The following is a 12,637-nucleotide window of genomic DNA, read 5'->3' as shown; positions in this document are numbered from 1 at the left end:
CACGACAAAGGGACTGCGCCGTCCGGGCTCCGCACGGCCGGACCGCTACGCGGGCGGTGCGAGGCGCCGATCAAGGAGGTCGACACCGCACCGCCACGCGCAAGGACACCCATGCCGCTCCTCCGTCTTGCTGCCGCTGCCACGCTCGTCGTCGGGCTCGCGCTGAGTGCCACGCCGCACGGCCCGCGCGCCGACGCCGTCCCGGAGCCCGCGTCGCCCGCGGCGTCCGACCCGACGCTGCGTGTCCCGCTCGACGACCGCGTCGGGCTCGCCGCGAGCCGCACGACGTCGGGGACGTGGTCGACGTCGTCCACGACGTCCGGCACGTCGACCAAGGTGCAGGGTGGGAAGGTGAAGCCGACGCCGACGCCCACCCCGACCCCCACGCCGACGCCGACCCCCACGCCCACCCCCGCCCCGAGCCCGACGTGGTCCGTCCCGATCGGGGTCACCGTCCCGTGGGGTCCCGTCGACCAGCAGCGGCTCGCGGACACCACGGCGGTCCTGCGGCACGTGCCCGCCTACCTCGAGTGGTACACCGGCTTCGGCGAGGCGCCCGACGTCGCGAAGCTCCAGGCGGTCACCGACGCCGGCGCCGTCCCCGTCGTGACGTGGGAGCCGTGGGTGTGGACCGACGGCGTGAACCAGCCCGCGTACGCGCTCGACCGCCTCACGGCCGGTGACTTCGACCCGTACCTCGTGCAGTGGGCCGACGCGCTCGCGGCCTGGGACCGCCCGGTGATGCTGCGGTTCGCGCACGAGATGAACGGCGACTGGTACCCCTGGTCCGCCGGGGTCAACGGCAACTCTTCCGCCGACTACGTCGACGCGTGGCGGCACGTGCACGACGTGTTCGCCGCACGCGGGGCCGACGACGTGCAGTGGGTCTGGGCGCCCAACGTCGTCTACCCCGGCTCGACCCCGCTCACGTCGCTGTACCCCGGCGACGCGTACGTCGACGTCCTCGGGGTCGACGGCTACAACTGGGGCACCTCGGTCTCGTGGGGCACGTGGGTCTCGGGCCGGCAGGTGTTCGAGCAGACGTTCGCCGAGCTGCGCGTGCTCGCGCCGTCGAAGCCGCTGCTCGTGACCGAGACCGCGTCGAGCGAGCTCGGCGGCTCGAAGGCGGCGTGGGTCGACGACCTGATCACCTGGTCGGCGGGTCAGGGCCTGCTCGGGGTCATCTGGTTCGACGAGAACAAGGAGACCGACTGGCGCATCGCGAGCTCGCCGGAGTCCGCGGCGGCGTTCGGGGCGGCGCTGTACCGCTGACCTGATCGCACCGGGCGCCGGGGGTTGCGGCGGGTCAGGGCATCAACGCCGTGAGGCGTCCGCCGTCGTGCTCGAGCAGGATCCGGTCGCCGGCGAGCACGACGTCGAGCGCATCGACCGGGAGGGTCCAGGTCGTCTGACCGGTCGACGTGTCGACGGCGCTCAGCATCGTGTACCGGCGGTCGGTGTCCTGGTGCCCGAGCACGACCCGCTGCCCGTCGAAGGCCACGACCTCGACCAGACTGCCACCGTTGCTGTCCGCCACGGACCACCGGATCGCTCCGGTGCGCTCGTCGTGCGCGAAGACCGCGCTGCCGTTGACCCGCAGCACCGTGCCCGGGACGATCGCCACCGGCGTGCCTGCTGTGAGCTCCCACAGCGGGGCCCCGCCCTGGGCGTCGTGGACGACGACGGTCCCCGCATCGTCCTGCACGAGCCGCACGCCGGTGCCGGGCCGCGCGACCCACACGTCGAGGATCCGGCCGAGGCGGAGCCCGAGGGCGTCCGTGACCTCCTCGCCGGTGCGCACGTCGAGCGCACGGGGATCGCCGTCGTTCCCGATCAGCGCGTAGCCACCGTCGACCTCGACCGAGACGGTCGACGTGTGGGTGACCGGAGCATTCCCGACCTCGGCCCACAGCTGCTCTCCGGTGCCCGTCGAGATCCCCGACACCTGCTCGACACCCGCGCCGTCGAACCCGCGCAGGACCGCGACGTCGCCTGCCACCACGAGGGAGTAGACCGCGAAGCCCGTCGCCACCTCGCGGGTCACCCTGCCGTCCGCGAGGTCCACCACCTGGAGCACCGCGCCGGCCCCGGGTGTGGACCCGACGCACACGAGCCGTCCCGCGCTGTCGACGCCACCGCACACGTGCGTCCCGGTCTGGTCCCGCTCCTCGACGAGGTCCCTCGACCAGCGGCGGACGCCCGAGGCGGCGTCCACCCCGACGACGTGGGCGGGGCCGATGCCGTCGCCGAGCACGAGCGCTGTCGTGTCCCCCGCGCCGAAGGCGACCCGGCCGATGTGCGGGGAGTCGCCCATCCACGGGATGCGGGGCGGGTTCGCCGGGTCCGACCCGGGCACGAGGTCCACCGAGGACGTCGTCCAGGCGATCGAGGGCTCATGCGGGTGCGGCGCCACCTGTCCCCGGGTCAGGCCCGGAGCGGTCGCCGCCGGGATCGGTGACGGCGTCGGCGCGGCGCTCGAGGTGCCGTCGGGCCCGGCGGGCACCGGTGTGCTGGGCTCGGGCAGCAGAGCCGAGGCGGTCACGGCGAGCGCGACCGCGGCCGCCGACGCGGTGAACGTCACCGCGAGTCGCCGTCGTCCGGCACTGCGGGCCTCGGTGAGGACCGCGCGCAGTTCGGCGGGGCCGTCGTGCGTCACCGCGGCGACGTGCGTCTCGCTGCGCGCGAGGTCGGTGAGCAGGTCGCTCAGGGGGCTCATCGGGCGGTCCTTCCGATGGGGCTGATCGTCAGGGAGGTCGTGGCGGCCGGTGCCTCGTCGACAGCGTCCGGTCCGAGCGCGGTCCGGAGCTTCGCGGTGCCGTCGAAGAGGTAGCGCTTCACCGCGCCGGTGCTGAGGTTCAGCTCGGCGGCGACGTCGGCGACCGTGAGGTCGTCGACGTGGCGCAGCACCACGCACGCGCGCTCCCGCGGTGACAGGTCCGCGAGCGCGGCCCGCACGTCGAGCCCGGCCGTGACCGCGCGCTCGGGGGAGGGGGCGTCGTCGGCGTCCGCGAGCAGGTGCAGCTTCGCCCGCCACGACGTCTGCCGCCGCGCCGAGTCGAGGTACAGCGTCCGGATGGCCTGGCGCACGTACCCCTCGGCGGTGTGCACGTCGGTCAGGGTCCGGGGGCGGCCGGCGGTGCGCACGAGCGCGTCGTGCACGAGGTCCTCGGCGCGCGAGCGGTCCGCGGTGAACAGGTACGCGTACCCGACGAGCGCGGGGCGGCGCTCCTGGACCACCTCCGCGAGGACGTCCTGCCAGCGGTTCACGCGGGTCTCCTCGTCCGGGCGGTGCGTCGTGGGCTCACACAGCCTCAACGAGTCAGGTGCCCGGAACGTTGGGGTGCGGGGGCGCCCCGCGGGTGTGCGGGTCGTCGGGGCCGAGTCCGCCACCCCGCTCTGCCGGTCCGCCGTACGCTCGACGGATGGCACAGGACCCGCAGCCCGAGACCGCACCGGAGGAGTCCCGCACACCCGGCGAGCAGCGGGCGACGGCTGCGCTCGACGCCGCCGGGATCGCGTACCGCGTGGTCCGCCACGGCATGGTCCGCTCGCTCGCGGAGGCGGCGCAGGTCCGGGGCATCGACCCAGCGGGCATCGTCAAGACGCTCGTCGTGCGCCGCGCGGAGGACGACTACCTGTTCGTGCTCGTGCCCGGGGACCGCGCGATCTCCTGGCCCAAGCTCCGCGCGCTGCTGGGCGTGACCCGCATGTCGATGCCCGACGCGGCGACGGCGCTCGCGGTCACCGGGTACGAGCGCGGGACGATCACGCCGTTCGGGTCGACGCACGCGTGGCCGGTCGTCGCGGACGAGCGCGTCGCCGGCCGGCCCGCGTCGATCGGTGGCGGGGCGCACGGCGTCTCCGCGACCGTCGACGGCGACGACCTCGTGCTCGCCCTCGGCGCGACCGTCGCCGACGTGACGGACCCCGAGCCGCCGCGCTGAGGGAGTCGTCGCGGGCGTGCCCGTCCCAAGGTCGACGGCGCAGCCCGCTGGTCAACGCGCGCTCCAGGACGTGAGCACGCCCACGTCTCCGCGGCCCGCGGACCCGGACCCGGAGCCGGCGGGACGGCGAGCCGAGGACAGGGTGCGTCAGACCCCCCGGACCGCAGGCGTGCCGGTGCCCGGCCGGGCGTGACCGTGCGGCTCGGCTCGCCGGCCGTCGCCCCTATGCTCGCGAGGTGAACGACCACCGGGATCCGCGCGTGGCGCTCGACGGCGTGCTCGACGCGGTGGAGGACGCCTCCCCGGTGCAGGCGGTCGAGGCCGCGACCCGCGCGCTGGCGGCGGGGCTGGGTGCCCGGTCGGTGACCTTCCTGATCGCCGACCTGTCCGGTCGTGCGCTCGTGCGCCTCACGCGCGTCGACACCGCCGATCCCGGCACCGGCCAGGGCGCCGACGAGGACGACGCCGCGCGCAGCGACGGCGGGGAGCGGGCGGTCAGCGAGCCGCTGGACCGCGACGCGGGAGCCCGGGCGCTGCGCACCCAGTCGGTCCAGGTGATGCGGTCCGGAGGGGGCCGCGGGGCCGGCGAGAGCTGGACCGTGCTCGCGCCGGTGACCGAGCGGGGTGAGGCCCTGGGGCTCCTCGAGCTCGTCCTGCCGGCGGAGCCGGACGCCGCGCAGGTCGCGCAGATCACGAGGACGGCGCACCTGCTGGGATTCGTCGTCGTGGCCAGCAGGCGGCACACGGACCTGTTCGAGTGGGCGCAGCGCAGCACGCCGTACTCGTTGTCCGCGGAGATCCAGCGCCGGCTGCTGCCGCTCGGGTACACGTGCGAGGCGGGGTCGTTCACCCTCTCGGCGTGGCTCGAGCCGTCCGCGACCGTCGGCGGGGACACCTACGACTACAGCCTGGCCCGCGACGTGCTGCACCTGTCGATGACGGACGCGATGGGTCACGGGGTCGCGAGCGCCCTGCTGGCGACCCTGTGCGTCGGCGCCCTCCGCAACGCGCGACGGCACGGGCTCTCGCTGCTCGAGCAGGCCGACGCCGCGAACGCGGCTCTGTGCGCCCACCAGGCCACGGTCGCCAGCGAGGGGTTCTCGACCGGGCTGCTGGGCCGCCTCGACCTGGTGACCGGGGTGCTCGAGCTCGTCAACGCCGGCCACGCGCTCCCGTACCTGCTGCGGGACGGCGCCGTGGAGAGCGTGGACCTGCCGTCGCACCTCCCGCTCGGGATGTTCCCCGAGGCGACCTACGCCACGACGGACGTGCCGCTGCGCCCGGGGACCGGCTGGTCCTCGTGACCGACGGGATGCTCGAGCGCAACGCCGAGGAGCTCGACCTGCCGGCGCTGATCGCCGCGACCGGGCACCTGCACCCGCGCGAGGCCACCCGCGACCTCACCGACCGGGTCCTCGAGGCGACGGGCCAGGCGCTCACCGACGACGCCACGCTGCTCGTGCTCGACTGGCACGCCGAGCACGGCCGGGGTCGTCACACCCACGCAGGCACCCCCGCCTGAGCGCCCATGCCGCAGGCGGTCGGGAGCCTGCAGGTCGGGGCCATTGACGCGGATCCGGACGTCCCATATCTTTTTCAACGTTGCTCTACATCGTTGTAGAGCGCGAAGGGAGAATCCGCAGTGACGCGTCACCTCCGCAGGTCCGCCCGGGTCGCCGCAGCGACCGCCGCCCTCCTCGCCGCCGCCCTCGCCGCACCGGTCGGCGCGTCCGCCCTCGCCGGCACGCCGTCCGCCCCCGCGGCACCGCCTGCCGTCGCAGGCCCCGCCCTCGCCGGCCCCGACCTCCCGGCAGCGCTCGCTGAGGACCCGACGGGCGGCAAGACCGTCGTCGGGCAGACGTCCCCGATCCACGACCCCGCGCTCGTGATCGAGGGCGACACCTGGTACGTCTTCTCGACGGGCCGGATCGACCGCGAGAACGGCGGCACGATCCAGATCGCCACGTCGCACGACGCGGGCACCACGTGGGAGTACTCCGGCACGATCTGGCCGGAGATCCCCGCGTGGCTCGACGAGCGCCTGCCCGGGCTGGACAACCTCTGGGCGCCCGAGGTCTACGAGCACGAGGGCACCTACTACCTCTACTACTCGGCGTCGGTCTTCGGCACGAACACGTCGCTCACCGCGCTCGCGACCAACACCACGCTCGACCCGACCGACCCGGGCTACGCGTGGGTCGACCAGGGCGAGGTCGTGTCCAGCCCCGTCGTCGGGCTCCCGAACGGCGCGACGTTCAACGCGATCGACGCCGGCATCGTCGAGGGCGCCGACGGCACGCCGTGGATGGCCATCGGGTCGTTCTGGTACGGCATCTGGCTCGTGGAGCTCGAGTGGCCGAGCGGCAAGCCGGTCGAGAACTGGCGCGAGACGGCCGTGAACATCGCGGACCGCTTCATGCCCGGCAACCCCATCGAGGCGCCGTACATCTACGCCCACGACGGGTACTACTACCTGTTCGTGTCGTTCGACCGCTGCTGCCAGGGCGGCGACAGCACCTACAAGGTCGCCGTGGGCCGCGCCACGGACGTCACCGGCCCGTATCTCGACAAGGAGGGCCGCGACATGTTCGGCGGCGGCGGCTCGGTCGTGCTCGACGCGCACGGGGCGGTCGTCGGGCCGGGTGGGCAGTCCGTCGCCGACGGCTACCTCGCGTTCCACTACTACGACGCGTCGAACGAGCAGCTCCCGTTCTTCCCGACGCTCGGGATCCAGAAGATCGCGTGGGTCGACGGCTGGCCGACGTTCGACCAGACCGTCGAGCTCCCCGCGGTCACCACGCAGCCGCGGGACGTCGCCGTCGCACCCGGCGAGCGCGTCGAGCTGACCGTCGCCGGCACGGGGACCCCGCGCCCGGTCGCGGTCTGGGAGACGTCGGCCGACGGCGGCGCGACGTGGACGGCGGTCGAGGCGCAGCCCGTGACCGCGGCCGACGGCACGTCGACGCTCGTGCTCGACGCCGTGACCGCGGCCGACGACGGCCGGTCGTGGCGTGCGGTGCTGCACAACGCGCACGGCACCGCGACGAGCGAGGCGGCGACCCTCACGGTCACCGTGCCGGCGCCCCCGGTCGTCACGCTCCACCCGCGCCCGGTCACGGTGCCCAAGGACGCGACCGCGTCGTTCACCGCGGCCGCGACCGGCACCCCGACGCCGTCCGTGCGGTGGGAGGTCTCGCGCAACGGCGGACGCTCCTGGACGGCCGTGGCGTACGCGGACGTCGAGACGACGGCGACGGCCGAGGGCGTGACGAGCACGCTGACCCTCACCGCCCGCCCGGGGCTCACCGGGACGCGCTACCGCGCGGTGTTCACCGGTGCGGGGGAGACCGCGACGACTCACCCGGCGACGCTCACGGTGCGCCCGCAGCCCCGGTCGTAGCGCGTCGTCGCCCCCGGGCGAGCACGGCCGACGGCCGTCGGGGAGGACCCACCTCCCCGGCGGCCGTCGGTCACGCCTCGGGGTGATTCCGCTCCCCCCGGTGGTGGTGTCGGCGCTGGTGGGTATCGTCGTGGTCACGTCATGGGCATGTCCTCCGGAACCGAGGACGGGCCCGGCGCGTTCTCCCCCGAGAACGCACAGGGGGAACGGGACGGCGGACGCCGCCCCGCGGACGTGCGCTGACGAGCAGGAACCGAGGAGCGATGGGGCTGATCGAGCAGGCCGAGGCCACGGGCGGGATCGACGTGGTGAGCTCCGGCGGACGTACCTGCGTCCGGATGTGGGGAGAGGTCGACGGCGGGCTCCGCGACCAGGCGAGCGCCTCCATGGCCCTCGCGCTCGCGACGACCGACCCCGTCGTCGTCGACGCGACCGACGTGCGCTTCATCGACTCGTCGGGGCTCGCGTTCATCCTCCAGCTGCACCTCGCGGCGGCCGAGTCGGGCCAGGCCGTGACGCTGCGCGACCCGAACCGCGCGGTCCTGGAGCTGCTCGAGATGATCGGCATGGGCGAGGCGATCGTCCTCGAGCACGTCGCCCCGGCCGACCGCCCGGCGGCGTCCTGAGCCTCCGCCGCGCGGGCTTGAGCGCTGGCGGCGCACGCCCGGCCTGCCGCGGACCTGCTGCGCGGGACAGGCGCCCGGCCACCCCCAGCACCGCTGCCGCGACGGGCTGACCGCACCCGCGCGGCCCGGGCGGGTCGCGTCGGTGGTGTCGGTTAGTTTCGAGGCATGCGGCTCCTGCACACCTCCGACTGGCACCTGGGCCGCACCCTGCACGGCGTCGACCTGCTCGACCACCAGGCGGCCTACCTCGAGCACCTCGTCGACCTCGTGCGCACCGACCCGGTCGACGCGGTGCTCGTTGCCGGGGACGTCTACGACCGCGCGATCCCGCCCGTCGAGGCCGTCCAGCTGCTCTCCGCGACGCTCGCGCGCCTCGCGGAGCACACGACCGTCGTCCTGACCCCCGGCAACCACGACTCCGCCGCCCGGCTCGGCTTCGGCGCCGAGCTCATGCGCGAGCGGGTCCGGGTCCGTGCGCAGGTCGGGGACCTCGCGACGCCCGTGGTGCTCCCGTCGGAGGACGGCGACGCGCTCGTGTACGCGTTGCCGTACCTCGACCCCGACGTCGTGCGCCGCCGGCTCGACGCGCCCGCGCGCTCGCACGAGTCGGTCATGACGGCCGCGACCGCGCTCGTGCGCGCCGACCTCGCCCGCCGGACCGCCGAGGCCGCCGCCGCGGGACGGTCCGCGCCGCGCTCGGTGGTCATGGCGCACGCGTTCGTGATCGGCGGGGAGCCGAGCGACTCGGAGCGCGACATCCGCGTCGGCGGCGTCGACCACGTGCCCGCGGGGGTCTTCGCGGGGGTCGACTACGTCGCGCTCGGGCACCTGCACGGCCCGCAGGTCGTCGGCTCCGGACGCCCGGGGGCCGGTGCGCCCGGCGAGGCCGGCGGTGCGCACGGCGACCGCCCGGCGACGCTGCTGCGCTACTCCGGCTCGCCGCTCGCGTACTCGTTCTCCGAGCTCCACCAGGCCAAGTCCACGACGCTCGTCGAGCTGCCCCGCGGCGGCGGCGCGCCGGTCGTCACGCTCCTCCCCGCGCCGGTGCCGCGCCGCCTCGCGGAGATCGCCGGCCCGCTCGACGAGCTGCTCGGCCCGGCCGGCGCGGCGCACACCGAGGACTGGCTGCGCGTGACCGTCACGGACGCGCACCGCCCGCCCGACCTGTTCCGCCGCGTGCGCGAGCGGTTCCCGCACGCGCTCGTGATCCAGCACCGGCCGCCCGAGCGCACCGGCGCGGCGCCCGGGGCGACGCAGGTCACCGCGGCGCACGACCCGCTCGAGGTCGCCGCGGAGTTCGTCGCGCACGTGTGCGGCGCGGAGCCGACCGACGCCGAGCACACCGTGCTGCGGCGCGCCTACGAGGACGTCGTGGCGCTGGACAGGAGCGCCTGATGTACCTGCGCACGCTCACGCTCCAGGCGATCGGCCCGTTCGCCGGGCGGTTCACGGTCGACTTCGCGCAGCTCGGCGCGTCCGGGCTGTTCCTGCTCGAGGGCCCCACCGGCGCAGGCAAGTCGACGCTGATCGACGCGATCGTCTTCGCGCTGTACGGCAAGGTCGCGTCGGCCGCGACGAGCGAGGACCGGCTGCGCTCGGGCTTCGCCGGGCCCGACGACGAGAGCGTCGTCGACCTCGTGTTCGAGACGTCCGCGGGGGTCTTCCGCGTGCGTCGCACACCGGCGTACGACCGCCCGAAGAAGCGCGGCACGGGCACCGCGCGCCAGCAGGCGACGGTGAAGCTGTGGCGCCTGCCCGCCGAGAGCCCGGCGGAGACGGACGGCGCGGCGGGCGGCGCGGGGACGGGCGGCGCAGGGACCGGCAGTGCGCGGGACGGCGAGCCGGCCGAGGGCGAGATCGTCTCGACCCGGCTCGACGAGGCCGGCGCCGAGCTCCAGCGGATCGTCGGCCTCGACCGCGCGCAGTTCGTGCAGACCATCGTGCTGCCGCAGGGCGAGTTCGCGAGCTTCCTGCGCGCCGACCCCGAGCACCGGCGGGGCCTGCTGCAGAAGATCTTCGGCACCGAGGTCTACGAGCGCCTGCAGCGCCGGCTCGAGGAGCTGCGTCGCGACGCGCTGCGGGCGACCGCCGACGCCCGCGCCCGGCTCGTCACCGCGACCGCGCACTTCGTCGGGGCGGCCGGGCTCGACGGGGAGAGCGCCGACGAGCTGCGCGCGCTCGCCGAGGACGCGGCGCCCGAGACGGCCGACGCCGCCCGCCGGTGCGCCGAGCGGCTCGAGGCCGGGTCGCACGAGGCGTCGGTGCGGGACGCCGACGCGCGCCGCGCGCTCACGGCCGCCGAGGCGCGCGTCACCGCGGCCGAGCAGACCCTCGGGCTGCTCACGCGCCGCACCGCGCTGCGCGCCGAGCAGGACGCGCTCGTCGCCCGCGCGGACGAGCACACCGAGGATCTCGCCCGGCGTGACCGGGCCCGGCGTGGGGCGGTGGTCCGGGCGCTCCTCGCGGGTGTCGACGCCGCGCTCACCGAGGTCGCGAGCGCCGAGAAGTCCGTGCACGCCGCGGTCGACGCCGCACCCGAGGGCCTCGTCCCGCAGCACGCCCGGGCGTTCGGGCTGCTCGGTCACCGCGCCGCGACGCTCCCCGGCGACGCGGACGACACCCGCGGCCACGCCGGACCCGCGCTGACCCACGAGCTCGAGTCGGAGCGGGCGCGTGCCGCCGACCTCGCCGCGACGCTCGGGCGGCTTGTGGAGCTCGAGTCGGGGCTGCCCGACCGGCGCCGCGCCGTCGAGGACCTGCGGAACACGCTCGCGGCGTCCCGCGCCGAGCGCGTGCGGCTCACCGAGGAGCTCGCGACCCGACCGGTCGAGCGCGCCGAGATCGTCGCGGCCGTCGAGGGTGCGCGCGGGCTCGTCGCCGAGCTCCCCGGCCGGCGCGCGCAGCTCGCCGCGGCCGAGCAGGTGCTCAACGCCGTCGTGACGAGCGAGCGGACCCGCACCCAGCTCGAGCAGGTCATGCGCCGCCGCGACGTGGCCGCGCAGGCCGCCCGCGCCGCCGTCGAGCACGAGGCCGCCGTGCGTGCCGCCCGGATCGCGGGGATCGCCGGGGAGCTCGCCTCGACGCTCGCCGCCGACGACCCGTGCCCCGTGTGCGGCGGGACCGAGCACCCCGCCAAGGCCGCGCTGAGCCCCGACCACGCGAGCGCCGAGGAGGTCGAGGCCGCCGAGCACGCCCGCGTCGAGGCCACCCGCGTGCTCGACGAGCGCGCGGCCGACGTCGCGACGCTCACCGAGCGCCTTGCGGGGCTGCGCGAGCAGGCAGGCGACCTCACGCCCGCCGAGGCGCAGGACCGGCTCGACGAGGCGCGCCTGCTCGTGACGATGGCGCACGGCGGCGTCGCCGCGCTCGAGCGGGCCGAGGCCGCGCTCGTCGCGCACGACGAGGAGACCGAGCGCGCCCGCACCGCCCGCGCCGAGCTCGCGACGCTGTGCGCGTCGGAGGCCGAGCGCCTCACGGCCCGGGAGCACGAGGTCGCCCGCGACGAGCGCGAGGTGCTCGACGCCCGCGGCGACCACCCGACCGTCGCCGCCCGCCGCGCGGCCCTGCTCGTGCGCGTCGAGGCCGCGACGACGGTGCTCGACGCGCTCACGGCCGTCGCCCAGGCCCGTGCCGACCTCGGCCGTCGGCGCGCCGAGCTCGCCGACGCCGTGACCGAGCAGGGCTTCCTCGACACCGACGACGTGCGCTCCGCGCTCCTGCGCGCCGACGAGCTCGCCGCGCTCGACGCCCGGATCCAGCGGCACGAAGCCGCCGTGCTGCGGGTGCGCGAGGCGCTCGCGTCCCCCGAGCTCGCGGGGCTGCCCGAGGACGCGGCGGCCGCCCCGGAGGCGCAGCGCGAGCTCGACGACGCGCGCGCCGCGTGCGACGGGTGCCGGTCGACCGCCTCGGCCGCGGCCGGCGCGGCGGCCGTCGCGGAGCAGCAGGCCGCGCTCGCCGGCTCGGCGCTCGCCCAGGTCGAGTCCACCGTCGCCGCGCTGGCCCGCGCGCACGCCGACTCCGGGCCCGTGCTCCGCATGGCGAACCTCGCGACCGCGAGCGGCTCGGACAACGCGCGCGCCCTCACGCTCGCGACGTACGTGCTGGTCCGGCGGTTCGAGGACGTCGTCGCCGCCGCGAACGACCGCCTCCTGCTCATGTCGGACGGACGCTACGAGCTCGTGCGCAGCGACGAGCGCGAGGACGTGCGCACGCGCCGGACCGGGCTGTCGATGCGGGTCGTCGACCACTCGACCGGCATCGAGCGCGACCCGCGGACCCTCTCCGGCGGCGAGACGTTCTACGTGTCGCTGTGCCTCGCGCTCGGCATGGCCGACGTCGTGACCGCCGAGGCCGGCGGCATGGACCTCGGGACGCTGTTCGTCGACGAGGGCTTCGGGTCGCTCGACCCGCACACGCTCGACGTCGTGCTCGCCGAGCTCGGCCGGCTGCGCGCCGGCGGTCGCGTGATCGGGGTCGTGTCGCACGTCGAGACGCTCAAGCAGTCGATCGCCGACCGGATCGAGGTCCGCCACCTGCCGGACGGGTCGAGCACGCTCGCGGTCCGCGCGGGCTGACCGGGTCGCGACCGGGGCGGACCTGCCCGTCCGCGCCTGCCCGTCCGCACTCGTTCGTCCGCACCCGGCCGTCCGTACCTGTCCACCTGCGCC

Annotated in this window: 8 protein-coding genes and 1 pseudogene; 7 read left to right on the top strand and 2 right to left on the bottom strand. The window is 75.9% G+C overall.

The features are described 5' to 3' along the window. The first annotated feature begins 111 nt into the window (after positions 1–111). Positions 112–1,272 (top strand): glycoside hydrolase family 26 protein, encoded by a 1,161-nt coding sequence (locus CCE01nite_RS05230; protein WP_052104269.1) that lies wholly within the window; start codon positions 112–114, stop codon positions 1,270–1,272. A 34-nt stretch (positions 1,273–1,306) separates the two neighbouring features. Here CCE01nite_RS05230 and CCE01nite_RS05225 read toward each other — a convergent pair whose 3' ends face one another. Further along, positions 1,307–2,716: a PQQ-binding-like beta-propeller repeat protein gene (locus tag CCE01nite_RS05225; RefSeq protein ID WP_034631959.1), complete on the bottom strand. Its 1,410-nt coding sequence runs from the start codon at positions 2,714–2,716 to the stop codon at positions 1,307–1,309. Next, on the bottom strand, positions 2,713–3,267 hold the full coding sequence (locus tag CCE01nite_RS05220) for an RNA polymerase sigma factor (RefSeq protein ID WP_034631961.1): 555 nt from the start codon (positions 3,265–3,267) through the stop codon (positions 2,713–2,715). Before CCE01nite_RS05220 ends, CCE01nite_RS05225 begins: the two co-directional genes overlap by 4 nt. 155 nt (positions 3,268–3,422) lie before the next feature. Between CCE01nite_RS05220 and CCE01nite_RS05215 the strand changes: the two genes are divergently transcribed. The 6 genes and pseudogenes from CCE01nite_RS05215 to CCE01nite_RS05190 all read left to right on the top strand — a co-directional run bounded on the left by CCE01nite_RS05215 (position 3,423) and on the right by CCE01nite_RS05190 (position 12,544). Beyond that, a complete protein-coding gene (locus CCE01nite_RS05215; protein ID WP_034631963.1) occupies positions 3,423–3,944 on the top strand; it encodes an aminoacyl-tRNA deacylase in 522 nt (173 codons plus the stop codon). Positions 3,945–4,501: 557 nt separating this feature from the next. Next, positions 4,502–5,466 (top strand): annotated as a pseudogene (locus CCE01nite_RS22590) (PP2C family protein-serine/threonine phosphatase). Between the two features lie 120 nt (positions 5,467–5,586). Beyond that, entirely contained in the window at positions 5,587–7,344 is a 1,758-nt protein-coding gene (locus CCE01nite_RS05205; RefSeq protein WP_084142799.1) for a glycoside hydrolase family 43 protein, read from the top strand. Between the two features lie 263 nt (positions 7,345–7,607). Next, positions 7,608–7,970 carry an STAS domain-containing protein gene (locus tag CCE01nite_RS05200; RefSeq protein ID WP_034631966.1) on the top strand — a complete coding sequence of 121 codons (363 nt, stop codon included), beginning with the start codon at positions 7,608–7,610 and terminating at the stop codon, positions 7,968–7,970. A 165-nt stretch (positions 7,971–8,135) separates the two neighbouring features. Further along, positions 8,136–9,365 carry an exonuclease SbcCD subunit D gene (locus CCE01nite_RS05195; RefSeq protein WP_034631968.1) on the top strand — a complete coding sequence of 410 codons (1,230 nt, stop codon included), beginning with the start codon at positions 8,136–8,138 and terminating at the stop codon, positions 9,363–9,365. Beyond that, entirely contained in the window at positions 9,365–12,544 is a 3,180-nt protein-coding gene (locus CCE01nite_RS05190) for an AAA family ATPase (RefSeq protein WP_141372053.1), read from the top strand. The genes CCE01nite_RS05195 and CCE01nite_RS05190 overlap by 1 nt, the downstream gene beginning before the upstream one ends. Positions 12,545–12,637: the final 93 nt, after the last annotated feature.

The sequence above is a fragment of the Cellulomonas cellasea genome (assembly GCF_006538745.1).
Lineage (GTDB): Bacteria > Actinomycetota > Actinomycetes > Actinomycetales > Cellulomonadaceae > Cellulomonas_A > Cellulomonas_A cellasea.
Note: the sequence above shows the minus strand (reverse complement) of the source record. Positions and strands in the feature narration are given on the sequence as shown.